This window comes from Pedobacter sp. R-06 (genome assembly GCF_049913135.1).
GTDB lineage: Bacteria > Bacteroidota > Bacteroidia > Sphingobacteriales > Sphingobacteriaceae > Pedobacter.
Map to the genome: position 1 here is coordinate 1,394,194 of NZ_CP183977.1, position 25,682 is coordinate 1,419,875.

Annotated in this window: 18 protein-coding genes and 2 pseudogenes; 12 read left to right on the forward strand and 8 right to left on the reverse strand. The window is 44.1% G+C overall.

Annotated elements, in window-relative coordinates; translation table 11 throughout:
- Positions 1-32 precede the first annotated feature (32 nt).
- The 3 genes and pseudogenes from treZ to ACN9MR_RS05930 all read left to right on the forward strand — a co-directional run bounded on the left by treZ (position 33) and on the right by ACN9MR_RS05930 (position 6,167).
- Positions 33-1,892 (forward strand): malto-oligosyltrehalose trehalohydrolase, encoded by a 1,860-nt coding sequence (gene treZ, locus ACN9MR_RS05920; protein ID WP_426328683.1) that lies wholly within the window; start codon positions 33-35, stop codon positions 1,890-1,892.
- Positions 1,885-5,937, forward strand: a complete 4,053-nt coding sequence (gene treY / locus ACN9MR_RS05925; protein ID WP_426328684.1) for a malto-oligosyltrehalose synthase — start codon at positions 1,885-1,887, stop codon at positions 5,935-5,937. Before treZ ends, treY begins: the two co-directional genes overlap by 8 nt.
- Positions 5,938-5,986: 49 nt before the next feature.
- Positions 5,987-6,167: pseudogene (locus ACN9MR_RS05930) on the forward strand (histone H1).
- A gap of 399 nt (positions 6,168-6,566) precedes the next feature.
- Here the strand turns inward: ACN9MR_RS05930 and ACN9MR_RS05935 are convergent.
- The 4 genes from ACN9MR_RS05935 to ACN9MR_RS05950 all read right to left on the reverse strand — a co-directional run bounded on the left by ACN9MR_RS05935 (position 6,567) and on the right by ACN9MR_RS05950 (position 13,024).
- Positions 6,567-6,932 carry a hypothetical protein gene (locus ACN9MR_RS05935; RefSeq protein WP_426328685.1) on the reverse strand — a complete coding sequence of 122 codons (366 nt, stop codon included), beginning with the start codon at positions 6,930-6,932 and terminating at the stop codon, positions 6,567-6,569.
- A gap of 612 nt (positions 6,933-7,544) precedes the next feature.
- Entirely contained in the window at positions 7,545-10,769 is a 3,225-nt protein-coding gene (locus ACN9MR_RS05940; protein WP_426328686.1) for an error-prone DNA polymerase, read from the reverse strand.
- An 18-nt stretch (positions 10,770-10,787) separates the two neighbouring features.
- Positions 10,788-12,284: a Y-family DNA polymerase gene (locus ACN9MR_RS05945; RefSeq protein ID WP_426328687.1), complete on the reverse strand. Its 1,497-nt coding sequence runs from the start codon at positions 12,282-12,284 to the stop codon at positions 10,788-10,790.
- Positions 12,285-12,286: 2 nt separating this feature from the next.
- Positions 12,287-13,024 carry an ImuA family protein gene (locus ACN9MR_RS05950; RefSeq protein ID WP_426328688.1) on the reverse strand — a complete coding sequence of 246 codons (738 nt, stop codon included), beginning with the start codon at positions 13,022-13,024 and terminating at the stop codon, positions 12,287-12,289.
- 25 nt (positions 13,025-13,049) lie between these two features.
- On the opposite strand from ACN9MR_RS05950, the gene ACN9MR_RS05955 reads away from it, so the two are divergent.
- The 3 genes from ACN9MR_RS05955 to ACN9MR_RS05965 all read left to right on the forward strand — a co-directional run bounded on the left by ACN9MR_RS05955 (position 13,050) and on the right by ACN9MR_RS05965 (position 14,349).
- Positions 13,050-13,727 (forward strand): alpha-ketoglutarate-dependent dioxygenase AlkB family protein, encoded by a 678-nt coding sequence (locus ACN9MR_RS05955; RefSeq protein ID WP_426328689.1) that lies wholly within the window; start codon positions 13,050-13,052, stop codon positions 13,725-13,727.
- Between the two features lie 199 nt (positions 13,728-13,926).
- Positions 13,927-14,097: a hypothetical protein gene (locus ACN9MR_RS05960; protein ID WP_426328690.1), complete on the forward strand. Its 171-nt coding sequence runs from the start codon at positions 13,927-13,929 to the stop codon at positions 14,095-14,097.
- 6 nt (positions 14,098-14,103) lie between these two features.
- Complete coding sequence (locus ACN9MR_RS05965; RefSeq protein WP_426328691.1) at positions 14,104-14,349, forward strand: hypothetical protein; 246 nt, start codon at positions 14,104-14,106, stop codon at positions 14,347-14,349.
- Positions 14,350-15,094: 745 nt separating this feature from the next.
- On the opposite strand, the gene ACN9MR_RS05970 is transcribed toward ACN9MR_RS05965, so the two are convergent.
- Complete coding sequence (locus ACN9MR_RS05970; protein WP_426328692.1) at positions 15,095-15,676, reverse strand: ferritin-like domain-containing protein; 582 nt, start codon at positions 15,674-15,676, stop codon at positions 15,095-15,097.
- Between the two features lie 127 nt (positions 15,677-15,803).
- Positions 15,804-18,002, reverse strand: a complete 2,199-nt coding sequence (locus ACN9MR_RS05975; protein WP_426328693.1) for a hypothetical protein — start codon at positions 18,000-18,002, stop codon at positions 15,804-15,806.
- A gap of 233 nt (positions 18,003-18,235) precedes the next feature.
- On the opposite strand from ACN9MR_RS05975, the gene ACN9MR_RS05980 reads away from it, so the two are divergent.
- Positions 18,236-19,174 (forward strand): manganese catalase family protein, encoded by a 939-nt coding sequence (locus ACN9MR_RS05980; RefSeq protein WP_426328694.1) that lies wholly within the window; start codon positions 18,236-18,238, stop codon positions 19,172-19,174.
- Between the two features lie 173 nt (positions 19,175-19,347).
- Complete coding sequence (locus ACN9MR_RS05985) at positions 19,348-19,995, forward strand: response regulator (RefSeq protein ID WP_426328695.1); 648 nt, start codon at positions 19,348-19,350, stop codon at positions 19,993-19,995.
- 239 nt (positions 19,996-20,234) lie between these two features.
- On the opposite strand, the gene ACN9MR_RS05990 is transcribed toward ACN9MR_RS05985, so the two are convergent.
- A complete protein-coding gene (locus ACN9MR_RS05990) occupies positions 20,235-20,741 on the reverse strand; it encodes an RNA polymerase sigma factor (protein WP_426328696.1) in 507 nt (168 codons plus the stop codon).
- A gap of 231 nt (positions 20,742-20,972) precedes the next feature.
- Between ACN9MR_RS05990 and ACN9MR_RS05995 the strand changes: the two genes are divergently transcribed.
- From ACN9MR_RS05995 to ACN9MR_RS06010, 4 genes and pseudogenes are all read left to right on the forward strand, one after another.
- Positions 20,973-21,734, forward strand: coding sequence for a DUF72 domain-containing protein (locus tag ACN9MR_RS05995; RefSeq protein ID WP_426328697.1), 762 nt, complete (start codon positions 20,973-20,975; stop codon positions 21,732-21,734).
- Positions 21,735-22,185: 451 nt separating this feature from the next.
- Complete coding sequence (locus ACN9MR_RS06000) at positions 22,186-23,532, forward strand: hypothetical protein (RefSeq protein ID WP_426328698.1); 1,347 nt, start codon at positions 22,186-22,188, stop codon at positions 23,530-23,532.
- Between the two features lie 27 nt (positions 23,533-23,559).
- The gene (locus ACN9MR_RS06005; protein ID WP_426328699.1) at positions 23,560-23,772 is read left to right on the forward strand and encodes a hypothetical protein; all 213 of its coding nucleotides are present in this window, start codon (positions 23,560-23,562) and stop codon (positions 23,770-23,772) included.
- An 11-nt stretch (positions 23,773-23,783) separates the two neighbouring features.
- A pseudogene (locus ACN9MR_RS06010) lies at positions 23,784-23,885 on the forward strand (DUF7668 domain-containing protein); the annotation flags it as partial.
- A gap of 324 nt (positions 23,886-24,209) precedes the next feature.
- Here ACN9MR_RS06010 and ACN9MR_RS06015 read toward each other — a convergent pair.
- Positions 24,210-25,511: a YncE family protein gene (locus ACN9MR_RS06015; protein ID WP_426328700.1), complete on the reverse strand. Its 1,302-nt coding sequence runs from the start codon at positions 25,509-25,511 to the stop codon at positions 24,210-24,212.
- Between the last annotated feature and the right edge of the window lie 171 nt (positions 25,512-25,682).

The following is a 25,682-nucleotide window of genomic DNA, read 5'->3' on the forward strand; positions in this document are numbered from 1 at the left end:
TCATTTTTTTTGTTTTTTTTAAAACTGCTTCAATGGAGATAGATATACGAAAGAGAAATATTGGACTAAATTTTAATGAAAACGGGGAAGCTGAAATCAGGCTGTGGGCACCGCTGGCAGCACAGGTTTCTATCTTAATAGAAGATCGCGAAATTTCTTTAGCGCTGTTTGATGGGGGCTATGGTTATTGGTATTTGCAAACAAACCAGATCAAGGCCCTCGATCAATATGCCTTTAAAATTAATCCTATAACCGGTGGAGAAACGCTTGAACGGGCAGACCCAGCCTCTTTATTTCAGGGAGAAGGACCTCACGGGTGCTCTACGGCATTTGATGTAAACGCTTTTCGCTGGACGGATGCCGATTGGAAAGGAAAAGATCTGAATGATCTCATCATCTATGAGCTTCACACCGGAACATTTACGCCAACTGGAGATTTTAGCGCCATAGAAAGTAAACTCGATTATCTTATTGAACTTGGCATTACAGCCGTAGAGATTATGCCGGTTGCACAATTTCCAGGCAACAGAAATTGGGGTTACGATGGCGTGTTTCCCTTTGCAGTGCAAAACACTTATGGCGGACCACTGGCCTTACAGCATTTGGTTAATGCCTGCCACGCTAAAGGTTTGGCGGTCATTTTAGATGTCGTTTATAACCATTTAGGGCCAGAAGGGAATTACTTCTCCGATTTTGGGGGATATTTTACCAATAAATACCATACGCCATGGGGAAAGGCTATTAACTTTGATGATGCAGGCTGTGATGCCGTGCGCGATTTCTTTATCGAAAATGCGTTAATGTGGTTCAGGGATTTTCACATCGATGCCCTTAGGTTGGATGCGGTACATGCAATTAAAGATTTTAGCCCGGTACATATTTTAGCGGAAATTAAAGCGTATACCGAAAAACTTTCTCAATTTACTGGTAGAACATATCAACTAGTCGTTGAGCTTGATTTAAATGACGACCGTTATATCCGCCATCAAAGCGAATATGGTTATGGAATGGATGCCCAGTGGGTCGATGAGTTCCATCATGCACTCCGGGTTTGTACAGGGCAAACAAAAGAGGGCTATTATTCCGATTTTAATGGTGTAGTAGATCTGGCCAAATCTTATCAGGATGCTTATGTGTACACCGGGCAGTATTCTACACATCGGCAGAAAAAGTTTGGAATGCCCGTACAAAATGCTTCAGGGGCTAAATTTGTCGTTTTTTCACAAAACCACGATCAGGTGGGCAACCGCATGCTGGGCGAAAGAAGCAGTGCCCTGGTCAGTTTTGAAATGTTGAAGGTGATGGCTGCGGCAGTTTTTTGCAGCCCGTTTTTACCCTTAATATTTATGGGCGAAGAATGGGCAGAAACCAATCCTTTCCAGTTTTTTGTCAGCCATAGCGATGAGGAACTGATAGAAGCGGTAAGGAAAGGAAGAAAGGCAGAATTTGCTGCTTTCTATAATAATGGCGATACACCCGATCCCCTGGACGAATCTACTTTTGAAAGGTCTAAGCTCGACTGGAAAAAAAACGATGAACCGAAGCACAAGATCATGTTCAGTTATTATAAAACTTTAATCGCGTTGCGGAAACAACATCCCGTACTGGCTAACCTGGATCGGAAAAATGTGTATGCAGAAGCCTTTTCCAAAAAAAACTGTCTGGTATTAAAACGCTGGAAAGACAGGGGAGAAATCATTGTCATGTTTAATTTTTCTAAGCAGAAGCAAATGTTATCTATTGATCCGGCATTTAAACAGGCGTCGGTGCTGTTGGATTCTACTTTGCTAAAGTGGGGAGGCCCAAACCCCGAATCAAACAGTATACCTGCTGAAGGCCAGATTACTTTATTTCCTGAATCAATTCTTATTCTTTTTAAAACAGATGTATAAAACCACTTCTACCTACCGGATCCAGTTTCATGAAAATTTTAACCTCAAATCTCTTGATCATATTATTCCCTACCTGATAGAACTGGGGATCGGCACGATATACGCTTCGCCAATTTTTGAGGCGTTGCCAGGGAGTACGCACGGTTACGATGTCGTAAATCCGCTGAAAATAAATCCTGAGATTGGTACCGAGGCAGAACTGCTTAAGGTTTCTAAAAAGTTAAAAGCCGCTGGCATTAACTGGCTTCAGGATATTGTTCCAAACCATATGGCCTTCCATCCAAATAATACCTGGTTAATGGATGTACTTCAAAAAGGAAATGATTCTGAATTTGCACGTTTTTTTGATATTGATCTGCAACAGGGTGGTAGACGTTTGATGGTCCCTTTTTTAGGTGAGGATCTTGAAGAGGCGATTGCAGGGCAGAAATTAAAATTGCTGGCAATTAAAGGCGGATACTACCTCAATTACGGCGATGCTAACTGGCCGGTAAATGCAGAAACCGTGAGCAGCCTTTCGACAGCGCATTTAAAAAAAATAAATAGCGATCCTGCTGCTTTAACCAAAATTGTTCAAAATCAGCACTACCGCTTATGCAACTGGCAGGAAACGGATTATAACATTAACTATCGCAGGTTTTTTACTGTTAATGGCCTTATCTGCCTTAATATGCAGCATCAGAAAACATTCGATCTTTATCACTCCTACATTTTTGAATTGCTTGATAAAGGTATTTTTCAGGGTTTGCGAATTGACCATGTGGATGGCCTTTACGATCCTGAAGAATACTTACAACGGCTAAGGAAAGCTGTGGGTAAGGACATTTATATTGTTGTAGAAAAAATTCTTGAAAACGGGGAGGAGTTGCCCAAAAACTGGAAAGTGCAGGGAAGTACCGGCTACGATTTTCTGGCAGTGGTAAACAATCTTTTTACCAATAAAGAGGCGGAAAAACCTTTTAATAAACTTTACCAGGAAGTAACAGGTAAAAAACTCGATCCATCCAGGCTGATTTACGAAAAGAAAAAAAATATCTTGTTTGAGCACATGCATGGCGAACTGAACAACTTATTCGAACTGTTTTTGGCGCTTAAACCGGCTGATTTTTCAGATATTAACCAAGCCGATCTTAAAATGGCACTTGCCGAAATGCTCATCGGCATGCCCGTATACCGGTATTATAATTATCGCTTTCCGTTGGCAGAGGCCGAATCGACTAATATTCAAAACCTGCTGATACCCATTCTCAAAGATAAAAAGCTGGCCAGGGCAGGGGAATTGTTGAACAAAATCTTTTTGGAAACCCCAAAAAAGGAAAACAGCGCTTACAACAAAAAGTTGAGTAATTTTTTTCAACGCTGTATGCAGTTTACTGGGCCGCTGATGGCCAAAGGCGTAGAAGATACGGCTATGTTTACCTATAACCGTTTTATAGGGCATACCGAAGTAGGCGACGCACCCGATGCTTTCGGAATGGCAGTGCATGAGTTTCACCATGAAATGTATAAGCGCCAACAAAACTGGCCATTCAGCATTAATGGAAGTTCTACCCACGACACTAAAAAAGGGGAGGATGTTAGGGCAAGATTAAGCGTACTTAGCGATCTTCCTGAAGAGTGGTCTCAATTGGTTCGTCAGCTAAAAGAAACTTTTGCAACCTTACAAAAACAGCATAAGTCTTTTAAGCTATTACATGATAATGATGTTTATCTGCTTCTGCAAACCATTATTGGTGTTTTGCCTTTTCAGGAAGATGATGATCATGAAATCGGAAACCGTTTGGCGCAATTTATTATGAAAGCGTTAAGGGAATCGAAAAAGCGATCGGACTGGGCAAACCCCGACGAAGATTATGAAGATAAACTCACTGAATTTTCGCAGGTAATTTTAGCTGAAAAACAAGAGAGCAATAGTTTGATCAGGAATTTTTTAAAGCGAATCTCCGATTTTGCAGTGATCAATAGTTTAGGTCAACTGGCCTTAAAATTCACCTGCCCGGGTATTCCCGATATTTACCAGGGAACAGAATTATGGGATTTAAGTCTTGTTGATCCTGATAACAGAAGGCCGGTTAATTATGACGATAGGGCCGGACTGATTGCGTCATTTGATGCACCCATTAATTTTAAACGACTCTGGGATGATAGATTTTCGGGAAAGATTAAAATTTGGCTAACTAAAACTTTGCTAAAGATCAGAAAAGCTGAATCCGAAGTTTTTGAGCGTGGTGCCTATATTCCGTTGCAGGTTAAGGGTAAGTATAGCCAGCATATTTGTGCTTTTGCAAGGCGATATCAACAGCAATGGCTCATTACCGTGGTTCCTTTGGGTTTGGCTAAATGCTGTAAAGATCAGCAGGTAGGGGCCGATAATTTTAATTGGGAAGACACCGAAGTGTTGTTGCCAAATGAGGCACCTCTGGAATGGCAAAACCTGCTCACCGGAAAAAAAGAATACAAAGATCCCTTACAAGAAGGCATCCTGATCAGCCAATTGTTTAACCATAATCCGTTGGCCGTAATTAAGTTAATCCCTAAAAATAATACACGTTCTGCAGGGGTGCTTATGCACATTAGTGCTTTGCCATCCCGTTTTGGTATTGGCGATTTAGGCGCTGAAGCCTATAAATTTGTAGATTTTCTTGCTGCATCACGGCAGCGGTACTGGCAGGTTTTACCGCTTAATCCCACTAAAAAAGAGAATGGATTTTCGCCCTATTCCAGCAGTTCTGCAATGGCCGGAAATACGATGCTGATCAGTCCTGAAAGTTTATTTAATGAAGGACTTTTAAGCGAAAGCGATCTTAACGCCTGTATGTTGCCAGAAACACCACAGGTAGACTTTGAAAAAACAGCGGAAATGAAACAGCGGGTATTAAGTAAGGCTTACCAGTTGTTTAAAAGCAGAGGCGAAGAAAATCTGGTAAATGAATATAATTTGTTTTGCAAAGCTGAACAAAGCTGGCTGGATGATTATTGTGTTTATACCCGTATTATAGAATATTATAAGGGCAAAGCATGGTTTAACTGGCCGGAAAAATTTAAGTTAAAAGATACCCAAACCATTATTGATTTCGAAAAAAGCAATCAGTCAGAAATTGAAGAAATAAAATGGAACCAGTTTATTTTTTATCGGCAGTGGTACAGGTTAAAAGCATATGCAAATGCGAAAGGGATAGCCCTGATCGGCGATCTGCCATTTTACCTGGATTATGATGCTGTTGAAGTATGGGCGCAGCGCGAAAATTTCATGCTGGATAAAAACGGAAACAGAACCGGGGTTGCTGCCGTTCCGCCTGATTATTTTAACGAAAAAGGACAGCTCTGGGGCATGCCCATATATAACTGGGAAAAAATGAAAGCGGATGGTTTTAAATGGTGGGTAAACCGTTTCAAGAAAAGCCGGCAGATATATGACCTTATCCGTTTAGATCATTTTAGGGCCTTTTCGACTTACTGGCAGGTTGCGGCCAATCATGACGATGCTGTAGAGGGTAGCTGGGAGCCTGGTGCCGGCGCCACATTTTTTACAATAATGCAGCGTGAATTGGGGAAACTTCCCTTTATTGCCGAAGATCTGGGCGAAATTACTGCGGACGTGGAGCAGTTGAGAAAGCAGTTCAGGTTACCGGGCATGAAAGTATTGCAGTTTGCTTTTGGTAAAGATTTAGCAGGATCGGTGCATATCCCACATCGATTCGACTCGTCAAATTTTATTGTTTATACAGGAACACATGATAACAATACAACCCTGGGCTGGTTTAAAAATGAAACCGATGCAAACGTTAAAAAGCGGCTTTCAAGATATGTGGGCGCCAAGGTTAGTGAACAGAACATCAATACCATCCTGATCGGGCTCTGTTATGCTTCCATTGCTAAAATTGCAATTATCCCCATGCAGGATATTCTGCACTTAGATGAAACTGCACGCATGAATATCCCGGGCAAGGCAACAGGAAATTGGACATGGAGGACAGATAAACAATATATAGATGAGAAAACGGTAAACTGGCTGAAAACAGAAACCGAACTTTATGGGCGCTAAAAATAAAATAAATTAATACCCGGGGCTTTTGGCCCTTTAAAAACCAGTTATGGACAAATTCAAACAGGTACAGGAAGTGATCGCTTCAGTTGAGGCTGATGTGGCGAAATTTTATGATGGCGGAAATGCTGCAGCAGGTACACGTGTACGTAAAGCAATGCAGGACCTTAAAAACTTTGGCTCAGGAGATCAGGGCCGAGGTTACCGAGAAAAAAAACAGCGCAAAATAAACAGGAGACTGTTTTGGGAAATAAGGCCACTGATATAAATCAGTGGCTTTTTTGTTTTGAGGGATGTTGGTTTTTAGATTTTTCAATAGTATGTGTTTAGTTTTCTATAGGTTAGCCCGACGCGTATATTTTTAAATCCGGCTATCTCTTAAAGGGCCGGGGCAATCCGCTATATCTTTTGTTTCAAAAGGATACCGCTCCTTTCCCTGAAAGGGAGGATTGTGTGCAGGTTAATGAAATGGGAATGTGCTTTTATCGGATAAGAAGGTTGAAAGCAAAGATGTGCTGCCCTAATTCCTGCAATAAAAAAATATCACTTGCCTGAAAACTATAGTATTTTTTTATTGTATGATTTGTTATTACACCATATATCTGGTTTGAAACGATAAGTTGATTTATCTATTGTTCAACTGTCTGAAGGTCAGTATGTTGCTTTAAGGATGATTTTCTGATTAACAAGAAACCCATGCTACCTAAAGAGAGAAGTAAAAATACCGTATTATTATCTATCGGACAGTTAGTAGCTGGCCCGGTAAAGTAACCATAATCGCCTGATAAATAGCTTCCACTGCCATAGCTAGTCCTGTAGTAACATCCCCCTGTAGAAACAACATTCCATTTATAACATGGGTACTGAGTTATATCGTATTGTACTGTCCACTCTGAATATTGACCTGATGCAGAAGGTTGATACCTGGGTTTAACGGGACTTCCACCGTTATCAACAAAAGTTTGGTAGACACGGTTTGGTGAGGTTTGTGACATGCAGCCGTTTCCGACAATGGGCTGAGCATGAGATGGCATATACAGCAGGCACATTAGGCCTGTTAAAAATAGAATTAAACGACTCATATGGGAAAGAACTGCATATTTTTAAAAAACACTGCTATGCACCATATTAATAAACGCATCTATATTTTATTATTGCCATATGCATTTTTGAATTTGTAATAAAAGCATTACAAGAGTTAAACTATTGCGAAATCCTAAATGGTTTATTTCATTTTTTTACGGGGATTTGCTAGGCTGATTGTAAGTTATTGATTAACTAAGAAAGCGCGCTCTGGAAAAGCAATTTGCAATTCGATTTTCTCAATTTAAGGTGTTTGAACACTTCAAACACCTTGGATAAGTTGGCCGAAATCAGATGATTCTTTACCTTTCAGATTTTCAATAATGGGTTCCATAATTTCACAAAAGCGTGTCGAATGTTCGAAGTACTACAAAGAGGTGGTACTTGTCCGGAGTAATCACTTTTAGAAGTTTATACACCGGTTTTTTTATGACCAGACTTATGGTTAATAAGTATAAATTCCAATCCTGAATTTTATTGACTGCTGTAAATCAATTTCTAATGACCCCCGATATAATTGATCGTTACTTAAAATTTCTGCCTCCCGGAATTACGGAGTCTGCCAGGTTACCTTTATCTGGTAAATCTTTGCCGGAGTAGGGTGCTGTCCTTTCATCAGATCTGGAGAAAGCGACTGCCGGGAAACCGGTGTTTTCTTCCCTGTCGATTGATCGGAGGAGGCTGGTGAGGTCAAAGCAGCGTTTGACGATCACATGGATCACTTCGCCTTCTATCTGCAGCTTGCCTTCAACCATAAGCAGCCGTGCCTTTATGATTTCTTTTCGGAATTTTTCGAATAGGTTTTCAAAAACGACCAGGTTGGTAAATCCTGTTTCATCCTCAATGGTGATAAAACATACGCCTTTGGCTGTACCGGGCCGCTGGCGGACCAGGACGAGGCCTGCTACTTTGACGGTCTGCCCGTCTTTGGCCCGGGCAAGGTCCAGGGTCGGCAAAACGTGGAGCAGGCTTAACTGTTCACGCACAAAACTGACCGGATGTGCTTTTAGTGATAGGGATGTTGAGGCATAGTCCTGGATCACGTGCTCGCCTTTGCTCATCAGGGGCAGTGTGGCCTGCATTTCCAGGCTGCTTTCTGAAGGCTGGTTTTCAAAGAGTGCCACCGGGCGGTCGGCCATGGCGGATACTTCCCAAAGGGCCTGTCTTCTGTCCAGACTAATGGAGCGGAAGGCATCGGCATCAGCAAGCCTTTCGAGCGCAGACAGGCTGAGCCCGGCATCCATCAGCTCGTGGATATGACGGTATGCTTTTTTTCTGCCATTGGTCAGATATCCGATATCTTCAGCATTCATGCCCTTGATCTGCCTGAAACCCAGGCGGAGTGCATGAAATTTTCCGGACCTTTCTTCCAGCAGGTTGTCCCAGGTGGAGTAATTGATGTCAATAGGCCTGATTTCCACGCCATGTTTTTTGGCGTCGATAACGATCTGTGCCGGCTGGTAAAAGCCCATGGGCATACTGTTGAGCAGGGCTGCGGCAAAGACATCGGGATAATAACATTTGAGCCAGCAGGAAACGTAGACCAATAGGGCGAAACTGGCTGCATGGCTTTCCGGGAAACCGTAACTGCCAAATCCTTCGAGCTGTTTGAATACACGTTTGGCAAAGTCCTCGGTATAACCTTTGCCGGTCATGCCACTGATCAGTTTTTCTTCAAATCTGGCCACCATTCCCTTGGCTTTAAAGGTGGCCATGCTGCGCCGGAGTTCATCTGCCTCGGCTGGGGTAAAGCCTGCGGCAACAATGGCAATCTTCATGGCCTGTTCCTGAAAGAGGGGAACGCCCAATGTTCGGTGCAGGATATCTTTTAACTCTTCGGAAGGATAATCCACTTTTTCTTCTTCATTACGTCGTCTTAAGTAAGGATGGACCATATCGCCCTGGATGGGGCCGGGACGGACAATGGCCACTTCGATCACCAGGTCATAAAAAGATTTGGGCCTAAGGCGGGGCAGCATGGACATCTGGGCACGGCTTTCGATCTGGAATACGCCCAGGGTGTCGGCATGGCTGATCATTTCATAAACCTTTGGGTCTTCTTTTTCGTTGATCTTGGCCATGGTCAGATCAAGGTTATAATGCGCTTTGGCCAGATCGAATCCTTTTCTAATGCAGGTGAGCATACCAAGGGCAAGGACATCGATCTTGAGGAAACCCAGTGTATCGATATCATCTTTGTTCCACTCGATATTCGTCCGGTCTTCCATTCTGGCATTCAGGATGGGGCAGAGGTCGGTCAGTTTGCCCCTGGTGATCACAAATCCACCTGTATGCTGACCAAGCTGCCTTGGAAAGCCCATCATCTGCGCGGTAAGGCTGAGTACCTTTCGAAGGAGCGGGTCATTGGGATTAAGGCCCTGTTCGGTAAGTTTTCCGCCCTCGAACCATTCATCGGTAAATTCCCAGATGGAGGAGGAGAGGCGGTTAATGGTATCTACCGATAACCCCATCACTTTACCGACATCCCGGATGGCACCTTTCTGGCGCTGCTGGGTGACGGTGGCTACAATGGCTGCGCGGTCGCGCCCGTATTTATTGTAGATGTACTGGATCACTTCTTCCCTGCGTTCATGTTCAAAGTCTACGTCGATATCAGGCGGTTCGTTGCGGGCAGAAGAGATAAAACGTTCAAAGAGCAGGTCAAATTTAGTGGGATCAACTGAAGTGATGCCCAAACAGTAGCAAATCGTGGAATTGGCAGCAGAGCCGCGGCCCTGGCAAAGGATATGCTGGCTCCTTGCAAAACGGACGATATCGTAAACGGTGAGAAAATAGGAGGCATAGTTCATTTCCTCCACGAATTTCATCTCATGGCTGATGTTATCGGTTACTTTTTTGGGCAGGTGTTTACCAAAGATCTCGTGGGCGCCTTTCATGGTCAGGTATTCGAGTTCCTCTTGCGGCGTCCTTCCTTCCGAGGTAATTTCTTCGGGGTAGATATATTTTAAGCTGTCAAGGTTGAAAGTGCAGGCTTGGGAGATTTTTACGGCATTTTCCAGCGCACCGGGATACTGGCGGAAAAGCCTTTTCATTTCTTCTTCGGGCTTTAAGTGCCGCTCGGCGTTCAGGAAAAGCAGGTAACCTGCATTATGGATGGTACATTTTTCCCTTACGCAGGTCAGCACATCCTGCAGTTCACGCCTTTCGGGGCTGTGGTAATAGACATCATTGGTGGCCACCAGCGGGATCCCTGTTTTTTTGGAGGTTGCTGAAAGGCGGAACATCCTTTTCTGGTCTTCGCCCTGATAGCTCCTGTTTATGGCCAGGTACAGGTTTTCTCCGAGCCCGTCTTTGTAGTGCTGAAGGTCTGCATAAAAGTCCGCCTGAAAATCAAAATTCTCTGAAAGGCTATCGGGTGCGATGGCAATGAAAATAATATCTTTTGCATATGCGAATATGTCTTTTTTATAAAGTTCGCAGCTTCCTTTTTCGGTGCGCAGGTTGCCAAGGCTGAGTAGGGCAGACAGCCTCCCATAACTTTCAGTGTCCGTAGGGTAGGCAAGCAGGGATGCACCGTCCATGAGGTTCAGCCTGCAGGCAGGTATGATCTGGATACCAAGCTTTTTGGCAGCGGCGTGTGCACGCACGATCCCGGCAAGGGTATTGTGATCGGTAATGGCAATTTTTTTATAACCCATACGGGCAGCCTCTTCCACCAGTTCTTCGGGGTGGGAGGCGCCGCGCAGGAAACTGAAGTTGCTGGTGACCTGAAGTTCGGTGTATTCCATCGCTTTTCTTTTTAGGGTTTAAGCAAAAAAGCCGTGGATGAACCAGGCCGAGTTTTCTGCTGCATAGTGGCCGGAGCGGAAGAGCCAGTAACGGTTCCCTTTTTCATCTTCCACGGTATAATAATCACGGTGTTCTCCTTCTTCCAGCCACCAGGCTCGTTCGAGTCTTTCCGGCCCGTCAGCTTTTTTGATGCTGTGGCGCAGGCCCTGATAGATGAAAAGCATGGGCGGATAATCGGGGATAGGTGCGGTAACTTCGATCCGTTCCGGTCTTGGAAGCAGCTGTATGGGGCGGTTCAGGGGATTGTGGAAATTGATTCCGCTGTGCTCGCTGAGGTCTTTGGCCTGTTTGACTGCCCTTTCCGGCCAATAGTCTGCCCTGGGCAGGTAGCGGCGGATGGCGTTTTTACCCACTTTTCCAGCCACGCGGTCCAGTAATTCTGCCAGTGGCTGGCTGTCAAGGCCAGCCTGGCCGGCCCAGATTTTTTCCTGTGGGCGTTCCATTTTTTCGGTCTTTCCGGCACTTAGGGTGAAAAGCTCGATGCCCATGCCTGGTGCAATTCCGGAAATGTTGAGTGCAAAAAGTTTCATCAGGTGTTTTGGGTCATCGCTCGGGCGGTTGGTTCCGATAGCAGTTGATATTGTTTTTCCATCTATCCGGTAACCTTTCAGTTCTGCTTTTCTCAGGCCCAGGCCTTCTGCCTGGAGCCTTAAACAAAGTTTATCGAGTAGTCTTTCGATGGCGATTTCGATAGCCCTGGCTGTGCGGATAGGCTCCATGCAGGCCAGCCTTTCTTCAAATTCCTGAATGATGGTAATTGGGAAGAAGGCTTCGGGTTCATCACCTATGGCCTGCGCTATTTTGATGAGCAGGTTTTCTCCAAACCTTCTTCTTAAAGTGCTGCGGGGCATCTGGATAAAGCGCTCAATCCTGTTTAAGCCTAGTTTGTGCAGTTTTTCGGTGGTTTCACCGGGGATCCTGAGTGCTGCCGGCGGAAGGGGAAGTAAAGCAAGATGCTGCTCATGCGGTGCTACGATCTCAGCCCCATTTCCATACCGGGAGCGTGCCCAGGCTGCACCGATGGTGTCGGCGATTGCAGCTTTTACGCAATAACCTGATGACTGGAGCCTGCCGGTGATGTGTTTCAGGTAGGCTTCTTCTCCGCCCCATAAGTGGCAGCAGCCTGTGGTGTCAAGCAGGATGCCATCAGGATCGGTAGAAGAAAGTGGGGTATAACGGATGGCCCATATGGCAAGGCCTTCAAGCAGTTTTTCTTTTCTTCCCGGTTTTTCATCAAAGATTTCGAGCTCATGAACAATGGCGCGCGCATCGGCAAGTGGCATTCCGTTATGGATGCCCTGGGCTTTAGCCAATTGATTTGTGGCGATGACCATCAGACGCCCATGGCTGGCACCCGCGCATACCATTGCCCGTTCTTTCCATTCCGGGCGGCGGATAGCCATCCAGTCCGTTAGCAGAAACGGAAACCATATACTCAAGTATCGCTTTGCCATCTTTATCCTGCCTGCAGTTCATGGATAGATAAAATCCTGGTGTTTTCGCTTTTTAGCTTTTCGAATGTGCTGCCGGACCAGCGTACCTCAAAGGTGCCGCCCTCGCCGTTACGCACTTTTAACAGTTCTGCTTTCCAGCTGGGCTGGCCAACTCCGGGCATGCCTTCGGGCAGTATGCTAGGCAATGGGCTGATCTTCCAGCGGGCTAAACAGGTGGTGTTGGAGCGTATCCTGGGGTTTTCCCTTAAGAACAGGGCGGTGACCTTGCTTTTTTCGATCACCAGCTGGAATCTTCTGGATGTGGCAAAGTTCAGGTCCGGGATTTCTGAGACCACGGCAGCGAGCCCTTCGCATTTAAGAGCCTCTTCGGTTACCCATAAGAGTTCTTTTTCATTCTGCAGGTCGATGAAGATGATGGAAGAGGCTGGGAGTGAAAATCTTTTGGCAGCCGGCGGGAAGAATTTTCTGGAGGCACTGATCCAGATGCAGGGGCTGCCGTCCTTCATCAGTGCGGACAGTATCCCGCTGATAAAGCCACTGCTGGCAGCTGTCTCTTCCCTGCTTTCCGATATGAATTCATGGATGCCCTGAAGGGGAAAGCTGTGACCGGGAAAAGCAGGTGCAAAAAGCTCAAGACCTGAGATGTTTTGCCAGTTTTTGGATACGGTCTTATAACCCTGCATGGAAAGGATCTGCTCCCTTAAGCCCTCAATGACCTGTTTTTTTGCTGCCTGTTCCATGATTAACCTCCTTTTTTTGAATTACATGGACAAATATAATGCTAAAAATATTAGTATTTTAGAATTATTTTGCACATTTGTATTGGATATGAAACAGCTGAGTTTTTTTAGGGAATCAGGCCAGACACCAGGGCTGCCAAAAGAAGTGCTGGAGTATATGCCTGAATTTATTGATGTTGAAGAGGCAGATGTTTTGCTTTCATCTTTTATTTCAACTACGCCCTGGACGCAGAAGATAGTGAAGATGTATGATAAAGAAGTTATTACCCCGAGGCTTTCCGCATGGTACGGGGATCCTGAGGGAATGGATTATAATGCCCTTGGAAAATCCACACCTTTGCCCTGGACAGCTGAACTTTTGAAACTGAAAACTTCGGTCGAAGCAACGGCAGGGATCAGCTTTAACAGTGTGCTGCTGAATTATTACCGGGATGGACAGGATTCGGTTGCCTGGCATAGTGACAACGAAACGGTGATGGGTTCACATCCCGTTATCGCATCTGTGTCTTTCGGGCAGGTAAGGGGCTTTGATATCCGCCGGAAAACTGATCACGCTGAAAAATATACCGTCAGGCTTGAACATGGTTCGCTGCTATTGATGAAAGGAGACCTGCAGACCAAATGGGACCATAGGATTGCAAAATCCACCAAGCCGATGGGGCCAAGGGTCAACCTGACCTTCAGGAAAATTATCGGGACTTAAAATCCCATATGATTGCGTGATTATCTGGTTATCGTCATGGGATCTTCAGGGCTAAAGAGCCTAGGAGCATAGAGTGAATGCTATTCGAAGGTTCTAGGGCCCATCAATTAACATATATATATTCTTGACAAAGTTCCGATTAAATCTACGCTGTCCCGAACCTTTCGCCAAATAAATTGTTGAACCATAAAAAGCACTAATGAAAACTACAGGAGACCGCCAGCAGCCGAAAAAAGAAACGGGAGAGCAAAAAGTCCTGCTGGATCCTGCCATCACCGCAGAGACGGATGAGCTGGATCCCAGATTCCAGGAGGATCAGACAGTTAATGACAAGCAGGCAGAAGCAGGCAATAATATACCTAATCAATAACAGAACATGGAACAGTTCAGGATAGAAGTGGCAGTAGAGAACCAGGGCAGGTTTTATGATATCCGTCCTTTGGGAAATGCCCGGTATGAAATATCAGAAAACGGCGGAGTAATCGGCACTATTCAATTGGATGAGAGAGACCATGCCCGCTGTGAAAGCCAGGGCTGTGAACTGGACCTTCCAGCATTGCATGCCGTTCGAGAAGGCATACAGGCACATGAAGGCTGGGATGAGGCTTTAGGGCACGCCTAGTAAGACATTACTGGGTAACGCAATAATGTCATTGGTGCTAATTCCAAGCCCACTAATTCTGCCATCTCTTTGTTGTGTATCTTCAAAAACATCTGTTAGTTTTCTTACTTTGGTTCCTTTTCCCAGAAATTATCCGCCAAAGTTTTGGCCGTCACATCCTCACCGATCATGATTAGGTTTCTATATGATTCATGAACCTTTGATTCTAGCTGCCTTAGGTAGAGATTAATGGATTTTGCATGGGTAGAACCTCACACTATCTTGCCATTAAACCAGTCGGTTCTGCACGTTGTTTACCAGTTGCAAGATCGACGCGTTTTTTTTCGATTGTAATCCTCCTCATAGGGAAATTACTTTCCTTGTCTGTTTTTCCTTTCTTCAGGAAGAAAAGTAAACTGAAATTTCTTTTTATAAAAGCATCTTAAAGGTGAAATAAAGTTAAGGTTACAATCAAAAAAGTCAAGATGCGTGCTTAGTAAACTAGCTGTTTAACAGTTGCTTAATGTTGAAATGGGTGAATACGGAACTTGCATAGTTCGACTCACCGCTTGACTCACCTCACATATGCGTTATTTAGTCAAAAAACACTAATGCCAAAAAATAAAGGCCAAATAGAAAGCCGCGACTTTCAGGTTCGCGGCTTCAAATGTAATGTTAGAATAACCTAAAATGTTGGTACTTCAGAAACTTTTGTGCCACTAAAATTCTGATATTACTTAAATATCATAAAGGCTAAAATATTTTTTTACTCAGCTGCTGCCTCAGCATTTACTGCGCTTACTGCAATTTCGGTAAGTGCTACGTCTGTTGCTTTTTCGTTCTCTAAGGTTTGTCCCAATAAATCAGCTACATCTGAACGATCCATGTTTTCAGCGAACACTTTTAAGGTTCCGTAAGTGGCAATTTCATAATGCTCTACCTTTTGTGCTGCAAGGATCAGACCAGCATCACGGATCATCGTCCCTGCGTCAGTATCTTCGATGATACCGTTTGCTTCTTCAAGTAACCCTGCCATCGCATCACATTTTTTTGCTGCAGGTTTCTCATCAAGCAATTGGAATACCTGTTCCAATGTATCAATGTGAGTTTGGGTTTCCTGAGTATGTTTTTCAAACGCTGTGGCCAACTCTGGGCTTGTAGCAGCTTTTTTCATTTTTGGAAGCGCTTTTACCAGGTGCTTCTCCGCCCAATATATATCCTTTAATTCGTCAATGAAGAACTCATGGAATTCACCTGGTTCAATTTTACCTGTGGTATTGCCACTGTTTTTTTTTGTTCCCGTTCTGCCGTTGGTCTGAGCGGTTGCTGCTTTTGTTGGAGTTGCCATATATTCTTATGTTTAGTTATTTTGTATAGTATGAACCTGATCAGCAGAGAAATGGTTTGGAAAATTGCGTAAACAGGTAGTTGGCATTTGCTGATAGGTATTTATAACCTCTCCATTTTTTGAGAGCTTAGTTTATCCAGGAAATGCCCACCTTTGCGTTTCCGCGAACAAAGCTTTCCAGTTCTCCCTTTTTGCCTCTAATGGCTTTGAGTTCCTTGCCTTCTGCCACTAAAGTAAAATCCATGCGGCTTAAATTCTTTGTCCCGTTTACCGGAATGATCCTCGTCCTACAACTGATGCGCCCATCACCCTGCAGTCTGAAACTGACCGACTGCTTCCCGTGCCTCAATGCCGTCATCGGGTAGTCGGCAAAGATGAGAAAGTCCTCTTTGTCCAAGCGGATAAAGTGACGTGGCAATATGCCAAACGCATTTCCCGCCCCGTACACTTCCTGGCCTACGGTGCCGCTCTGTATGTTCCCGTCCTGGATATCTTCAAGGGCAATCCAGAGTTTGTGATCAATTTCGCCGGTCTTTACCTCTTCTGATATCATTTCCTTTGGCAGCATCGAGGGGTAATAATATGGTGCACGTTCTACCAGATAGCGGATAAATTCAGTGCAGAGGAGCCTGATGCTTGGCATGATTTCGATGCCTTCCGCATGTTTTAAGTAATCGTGCATGGCACAGAAAACTTCCTGTTCTTCATAAGCGGCAGTATATGGTGCGTCGGCAAGTGGAAATAATGCAAAAAATGTGGGCACATGTTTTCCAAAACCATAATTGCAATCCCAGAGCTGCACATTCTGAAAAATTGAAGCCAGGCACCTGTAGCTCGAGGTTAGGTAGCGTTGGTTTCCGGTAATCTTATATAACCTTAAAAGTGCACCTGCTGCAAAAGCAGTATTATTAGCCTGGTACATAATCTTCATACCAATAGCTTCGAGCTTTTTTGCAGATTTTTCTGCCTCTCTGAGGTATTTTTTGTTAGCAGTGAGTTCATAAGCCTGTAGCATCACATGGGCGTAAAGTCCGGGAACGTCCTGTTCCCCGCCTTCACCATCGGCAGTCTCTGCTTTGATAATTTCCAGTGTATCCATTTTATAAAACACCGGCCATTCGTATTTGAATTTATGGGCAACCTTAATTGCGTAGCCAATGGAATCAAGGAAGAGGCCTTCTGCAGTATGATCACCCTTTAGGGCTAATCTGGAAAGGTTGAGCAGGGGGTGGTGCAGGTACCAGGAATCCATAACCATTGGCATCTTCTGCTCTTCATCTCCTTTAAGTTTATCCTCTGCCGCGGGATGCCAACGCGCGATTGTTTTAAGTTTTTCATTGTAAAAAGCAGGCAGGCCGTTTTTGATCTTTTTAATTATTCCAAGGTCCTCGCCGCTCCATTCTACATAATCAATAAGCGGCAAAAGAACGGCAAGCTGTACCATAATCTCAGGTGGGGTTTCATAGTCGCTTACATAGGCATTGAAGTAACTGTTGCCACCTACCATTGACCAGCAGCCTGGATTTTCAATCAGGTCTTTCAGCCCTTTTTTCAGGATCTCCGGCCACTCTAAGTAATGGGTATCCGGCCGAGGCATTAAGAGATATGCCGCTGCCAGTAGATCAAGATAATCAAGGCTGAGGTCGCTATTTCTTGCTTCCATTGGTTTTAAACAGATATAGGCATCCGAAATGACAATCCTTTGGCCTTTTTTTAATGGTTTTTCGGTAGTTGCGGGAAGTGAAAGCCCGATTTCTGGCAATTGCCCGGAAACAACCCCAGAGAGTGTTGTTCCAGTCTGCTCGGCGTAAGGGGACAGCGCAGTAAGGTTCTGAAGATAGAGTACCCTAAACATACTCTTTTCTTTGCTAAAATAGGCTACCCCGGAACGCGTGCCGATTTGGCTTAGGTGGAGTTCTCCCCATGATTTGCTGCTATCCGATGCAGATTGTGCAGTTAGGATGTCCCGTGCGCAGAAAGGGAGATAAAGATCTGTTTTTGGCGTGAGTACAGCATTAAAAGTCAAAAATGGGAAAGCATCTTCTCCGGTATTAATATCAATTTCGATATTGCCGATTATTGTTTCCAAATTGATATGGAAAGCGCTATCCTGTATTTTGGATCTGATGCCTGTAATCCCACCGCTTTCAACCGGGCAGGGGCTGAAATATATTGGATCATTAGATCCACGACTGACCGAGATCCATACCGAACCAGTGGTCTGCAGTACCTGGAATATTGTTGATCCTATAACTGTTTTACCTAACTGGATAGCGTTTTTGAGTTCTGCCATCGCGGAGATTGCCCATGGAGATAATCCTTTCATTGCCTAAATGTTCTGTTTGACCTACAAAACCTATTTTTCTGTTGTATTGTTTTGCTTTCTCGAGTAGGAGCGGTGTAGATTGCATAAACGGGTATTTACGGTAGTTAGATACCTGCTTTGTGCCGGACTACCCGTTTTGTTAATAACACAAACCAGATTGCTTTTTTTGATGTGTTTAATGCGGAAGCTAAAATTATAACGGCTTCTTAAACAGTTAACAAAACAGCAAGCTTATGTTTCATCATTCAAAAGACCTACAGTTTAACGCAAGGGTTTCCAGGCCTGACCCAGTTTTTGCCAATATTTTATTAGAACAGTTCGGCGGTGAGAATGGCGAGCTGGCGGCGGCTATGCAATATTTTACGCAGGCGTTTGGTGCCAAGCAGCCCCATCCCGATAAATATGATATGCTGATGGATATCGCTACCGAAGAGTTTTCCCATCTGGAAATTGTCGGTGCAACCATCCAGATGTTACTAAAGGGCGTAAATGGGGAGCTTAAGGATGCTGCAGATTCCTCAGAGATCATGCAGGTACTTGATGGCAAGGCAGCAAAGGAAAACATCATCCATTCAGCGCTAACTGCCAACCCGCATTTTGCAATGCTCAGCAGCGGTGGGCCCAGACTGGCAAACAGCCAGGGTATTCCGTGGTGTGCATCCTATATCCATTCAAATGGCGATCTAACTGTTGACCTGAGATCAAATCTGGCATCTGAGTCCCGGGCCAAACTGGTTTATGAACACCTGATGAAATTTACCGATGACCCTTATGTGAGGGAAACCCTTTCCTTTCTGATGACCAGGGAAGTTGCCCATTTTAAGATGTTCGAGGCGGCATTGGATGCCATTCAGCCAAACTTTCCTCCAGGTGTATTGCAGGCCGACCCACGGTTCACCCAGCAATATTTTAACCTGTCCCCAGAAAATTCATTTAAAGGCCCCTGGAATACGGGTGAAATGCCGGGAATGGGTAAAGAATGGGAATTGATAGCAGATCCAGTCGCATTTGTCAAAGAGACCGAAGGACTTACCGATCTTCCCGAACGTAAGGCAGAAGAACTTGAAGCAACAGAGGCGATGAATATTAAAATGAGTGAAGAAAAGAGTGCCGAAGTCAAATCTTCAGAACCTGAAGGCATTGCCCAATGGAGCGAATACAGTAAAGATTAATATTCCCGGATCAGATCTATTAGGCCAAACGTTAGGATAACGTTTGGCCTTTTATTGCATACGGTGGCAAATTGAGCAGCGCGATTTAAAACTTTATGGAATGTGGCGTGTTGTTTAGAATATGACTATTCCGACAACACAAAACAGCTTTGTCCCGATTGCGTCAATCCATAATGAAAAAAATTATTTTAGCAGAAGATCACAAAGTCATCAGGGACGGACTTAAAATGCTTCTGGAATCTACAGGCGAATACCAGATAATTTTTACCGCAGGGAACGGACAGGAGGTACTCGATGCACTGGATCAGGGGTGCCAGGCAGATCTGATCGTTTCTGATATTGGAATGCCCGTTGTTGATGGGATAACAATGGTACGGATAATTAAAGAAAAAGGTTTTAATGTCCCTGTATTGTTTGTTTCTATGTTTGAAGATGAATCACATTTATACCAGGCCATGAGCGGGGGAGCAGTGGGCTTCCTTACCAAATCTGTAAATTCAAATGAACTGTTTTTCGCACTTTCAAAGGTTTTTTCGGGCGAACGCTATGTTTGTTCATGCCTTTCAATTAAGCTGGTTGATAAAATGATTGAAAAATCACTTCCAGTAGCTATTGGCATTCAGGGATCTGAATTTTCTTCAAGGGAAATTGAAATTCTTGAGCTGATCGGTCAGGGATTGACCAACTCTGAAATTGCAGATAAACTTTTCATTTCCCGTAGGACTGTGGAAGGCCACCGTCAAAACCTCATAGATAAAACAGGTGCTAAAAATACGGCAGTCCTGATGCGGTTTGCATATACCAAGGGAATCCTTAGTTGAAGTAGAATGACTTGACAATTTAAGGATATTAGAAAACTGCACTGAAGAAAAACTTAATATATTATTGAGGAGGCTACACGGTCATGCTTTCTATTGATCTTAAAGGAAAAAAATTAGGATTAGTCTCTGTAAAATGCGTATTTTCCACTACCACTTGAGGAGAGATCGTTGTTCCACTTTTTCGACTCGGTGTATAAAAAAGAGGAAAACAGCTACTAAGATTGCTTTCCTCTTCTTGTTTATGGTTGGTACTGTTTGAGGTATTTTTTCAGAAGTATCCGGGCCTCATGTATATAGGTTTTAACGGTTCCTAGCGGCAGCTGCATATCATCAGCGATCTCATGGTATTTATAGCCTTCAAAGTAGCGGATAAATGGTGCAGCATATTTTTCGGGCAGCATGGACAGCGCAAGATTGATGTCCTGCATGGCAAAACTACCTACCGAACCATTTGTAGTCGCGCTATAATGAAGATTGGCAGAAGTGATCTCTTCCTCCTGAACGGTGCGGTCGCGTGTTTTTTGGTTTTTTTTGTAATTGTTGATAAAGGTATTCTTCATGATCACGAAAAGCCATCCTTTAATGTTGGTGCCATCTTCAAATTTGTCAACAAAGCGTGTGGCCTTGAGCAAGGTTTCCTGTAACAGGTCATTGGCGTCTTCCTGATCTCTGGTGAAATTGAGCGCGTGTGATCTAAGCGAATGCGAGTGAAAACTGATGGTGTCGCTGAATTCTTTCTGTGTCATAAGTTTTTGTTTTAGCGTGTAGTCATAAATTACAAAAGCCATACCACTGGAATGTTCGGTTCTTATCAATATCGAATGAAACGGGTAGATTTAGCATGCTACGTATTTTTACCTGCCAGTATCTCTTTGGTGATTGATACCCTTAGATATGCATCCTATTTACTGTCGAAATAGCCTATAAAAAGTATTATGCACAACAATTTAGCATATCATGATGTTTTCTTCATAACAATGAAAAAAGAAATCGATGGTTATCATTCAGGTACCAGTGGGCTGATATTGCCCGTACCCAATAAACTGCATTATCCAGAGGAATTTAAAGAACGCTCTAGACTGTGTTATTACGGCTCGCTGATGAACAGCATTGAAATCAATAGCTCGTTTTATAAAATTCCGTTGGCGTCAACAGTGAGAAAATGGAGCGAAGAGGTTCCGGACAGTTTCCGTTTTACCTTTAAGCTTTTTAAGGGTATCACCCATTCTCCAAAATTGGGATTTGATCCTGCAGATATTGCTAAGTTTATGGAAGTAATTGATAATGCCAGAGATAAAAGGGGTTGTATTTTGGTTCAGTTTCCGCCAAGTATCAGGATAGCCGATTTTCCCCAGCTCTCCCGTTTAATGGGCAGCCTGCGCGGGCATGATCCGGAAAACAAGTGGAAGATTGCATTGGAGTTCAGGCATGCTTCGCTCTATGTTGAAGAGGTTATGGAGCTAATGGAGGAAGTTGGGTTTGGCGTGGTTACTCATGATAAGGGGACTGGAGTGAGTCTCATAGACAATACGGATCGCAATTTTCGCTACCTGAGGTTTCATGGACCAGGCGGGAATTATCGGGGGAGTTATCCTGAAGATGTGCTTGCAGAATATGCCAGTTATATCGCTGAATGGCTATCGGAAAAAAAAGAAGTTTTTGTTTATTTTAATAATACAATGGGGGATGCGTATGGTAATCTAAAAGCCCTAAAGCGTTTTGTAGCCGATATTGTCTAAGATTTTTATCCTTTCAGGCTTTTAACTACAAGTGCTAGCCTTTTTTGCCATTTTAGAATCGCTTAGTTTTCAATGAGCAGTTAAGCCTTTTCTGGCGAGCTGGCCGAGACTTTTGGCCAGTGCTCTACAATCCCTTGCTTTTAGGATGCTCATCAATGTACCGTGCTGCTGTGTTTCGGTTTCCGGCTCGAGGGCCTTAAAGGTATCTTGAATGGGCACAGTTTCTTTCATATATCCATGTAGTTTCCGGTAAAAAGCATCAACTCGTTACCAGCAGGTTGTTCTTTAGTACAGACAGATATTGCTTAACAGCCTCTTTTAACTGTCCGTCCCGGTCTGCCTGTCTGCCAGACGCTAAGCGCTGTATAGTTTCCAGCCCCTGTTTTAATAATTTGATCGCCTGTTGTTTTTTATCTGCTGTCTGGTCAGTTATCAGCTTGAAATAAACACTATGTCAGTTCCGGTCGATCCCGGCACCCTGGCACCAGATACTGTTTGGAAAGAAGTAGTCAGCCAGTTGAGCAGCGAGATTACGCAGGTCATCGCTGTACAACAGTTTTTTACCCAGCTTACCACTTTTCATCAGGGCCTTAGCCAGGCACAGGCTCTGCTTGTTTCGGAGCTGATCACGGCCTGTGCATTTCCAAACGGACAGGCAACTCCGATAGCGCCGCGAAAGAAAAAAAGGGCCTGGCTGTGGGATATGGTTGAAGGAATACTGTATACCGGTTTAAATATTGCCGGCACCTTTGTTGTTGACCCGGATGCGGGAAAGCAGACACGGAGCGCTATAGGTGCTTTAAAAGTAAATGCAGCACCTGTTCTGGCCAATACGCTTTCTTGCTCACTGACAACCTATCAGGCGCATAATCAGAGCTCTTCTTCATCAAGCTCTCAGATCAGTAAAGCGCTGCAAAATGCTTATAGTTATGAACTTACAGTATTTCAGCTTCAGCAATCGCTTTTGAATCTTTTTGAGCAAATCGGCTCGATGCTTGGTAAAATGGAAATGGCAATTTTAGTGAACTGGGGCAAGATTAATGCAGTTTATACAATGATTAAAAACACCAGTACCATTGAGTCCCTTTACTGGCCTGCTTCTATGTCTCCGGTGATGACACAGCAAATGTTGTCCGGCTATGCTACTACCGTTTTACAGACACTCATCCCGGCCAACCCGAATTTTTACATCAATGCCTATCTGCACGGATACAGTCTTTCCCAGGAGGGATTGCAGGAAGACCAGCTTACCTTTTATGGGAGGAATTTGGATAATACGACAAGTAAATGGGTGGCAGTGATCAATGATGATGTAATGAGCCAGGTATGGCAATACGGTACCGATCCCAATAATTTTTACCGTCAGCTGAGTGGCTGGAACACCCTTGTGAAATTTCCTTTTGTGCTCGGCTCTTGTGCTTCACTAATTATGAACTTTTATAACGAAACCTCAGTACCAATGATGCTGGATGTTTCGGACATGCACCAGTCCTTAAACAATCCCACGGTTATGGAATTGCCTCCTTATGGTGTTGCACAATTTGCCGGCTATGCCGTCACCATGTCTGCCGGCAACTACGGCGCAACTGGCGTCATTAATATTTACGAAAAAAATTTGGCCGCCGACGGCTGCCGAATACCCGTGCTGACAGATACAATCCAATCGGATTTTTCCCATACAGCGCCATATTATACAACTGGTATCGTGTTCAGCCTGCCTTATTTCATGATATCAGGTTACAAAAATTCTGATAACCCGACCACGTATGATATTCATATCGGCATGAATGCTACCTAATAGTTATTAAATAACATAGAAAATTACATGACAAATAGCTTCATTGAAGAAAAGGTAAAAAATATTGTTACGTTATTGGTCGCGGAAGAATTCGATCTTTTATGGTTAAATGATCCTCATCAAAGAATAAATATCCAAGAAATGAGAGAGGTCTTGAGTGATTACGGCAAGATGTCTATGCCGCCGTCAAGTTCGTTCGATGAAATTAGTGTTTATCCAACGGATGATCCAAATGAGTAAGAGTAGATTTTGATTTATGGTTCAATGGAATGAAATCTGACCTAACTCTAAAATGCACAATTGATACTTCTGAGCAAAAACAATATAGTATTGATGATATTAGAATGCTATAAGAGTGACTACTGATAATTCAATACTGCATATTAATTGATATCGCTGACGGATCTGATAACCATTAAAAAGTTGGGTAAGTGGCGTATCCAGTTATAATGAAGAGTTAATAAGTATGCAGGTGAGGGTAAGGATAGTTGGTTTAAGTGAGCCGAATGGATTGCGTAAACAACAGATAGCATCGCTTAAGCCTGGCGAGATACCTGCAACAAGACACAACCTACTTTAGCTATCTTCAGGAGGAAGTCGAAACGTTAAAGCCCTGATCTATGATTATCATGCCGATGGCGGTAATCATAGATCAGGGTATTTGCAGGTTTTAGCTTTTACCAAAACAAGGGCTTGAGTTCAGTTTTCCAAAAAATTATCCTGAATTCCTCTGAATGGTTGCCGTTTCCTATGGTATGGCTGTCCTGGCCCATGCCCAGGTGAAGCTTATGGAGCATTCCGGAGTAGGAGCCCACCCAAAGGGTCTGCTCGTCGTCGGAAATGGCCATGCCGCTAATGCTAGAGCCCAAATGGTGCCTCCATAAGGTTTTCCCATTCTTGTCAATTGCCCTGATATAGCCATACGCGTCTCCAAGGATATAATATGTCGATGCTGCTACTCCCGAATAAACGCGCATCTGGTCATCCAACAGAATAAAATCCCCGTTTTCTTCATAGGCAGGTATAGATATTCCGTTCAGTTTGTCGGTATCTACGCCGATGCTGATCCCATTGTAAAAATGGCAGGAATTGGTCAGCAGTTGGCTGCCGTCTTTGGAGAACAGGCAGTAGTGTGGGTAGGAGGATTGTGGCCCGATTGTCCCAATCTGATTGCCTTCGGGATCGAGAACGCGGTAATCGCTGCACTGATCACCTGCTATGATGAGCTGGTTGTCATCAGATATGGTGGCATTTTCCATATCAATGTTTGGGCTCCATTCCTCATCATCCTCATCTGCTACCGGATGGATCATCTGTTCTCCTTGGCGGGACAGGATGAAAATGCCTTCAGCGGTTGTCAGCAGGATTTTTTTGCCGTCGTTGAAGGGGATCATTTCGGTAATGCCGTGACCTGAATCTTCGCTGAGCGTAAATTCTGCGATTATTTCGCCCTGCCAGCCTTGGGTTGTGGTAATTTTATTTTTTACCGCAATGGCAAATACCGCTCCGATCTTGGATTTACCGATGGCGCGGATATTTTCATCCAGTTCCAGAAGCTCGCTGCCGTTTAGCAAGAAGGCCTGTCGCTGCTCATAAGGCGATCCGGTAAGGAAGACGACCTTTTGCCCTTCGATGAACTGGAGTTGGCAGATGCTTTGTGAATTGTTGTTCATCAGGCCGGTCAGGGGTGCATGTGCTGGTGGGAAATCCTGCCTGAATTTTTGAGTTTCTCCTTTTTCATTAGCTTCTTTTAGCAAGGCCAGTACCGCCTGGGCAAGGTGTGTCCGATCATCGCTCGGGTCTTTTCCTTTCCAGTTGTCCCAGCCATGTTCATCTGCAAAGCGGACCATTTCGTTTACGGCGCTGGCATATTCGGAGCCTTTTGTTTGCCATTCCTGCTGAATGTTGCTGTTTTTTTTCTTGAAGAGATTAAACACGGTATCGTTTTTTGTTTTTCTAATATAGAAATTATGCTTCAATGTGAGGTGTTTTTATTGACGGTTGCGAAGCTGGTCGAAGAATTTAAGACATATATCCAAAGTGTTTGTTTTTTTGATTCAATTTGTAACCAAGTTAAGGAACTGCTGCAGTGGCCGGATCTGGAAATAGGCTAGAAATCCATTTTGACCTAACTTATAAAAAAGACATTA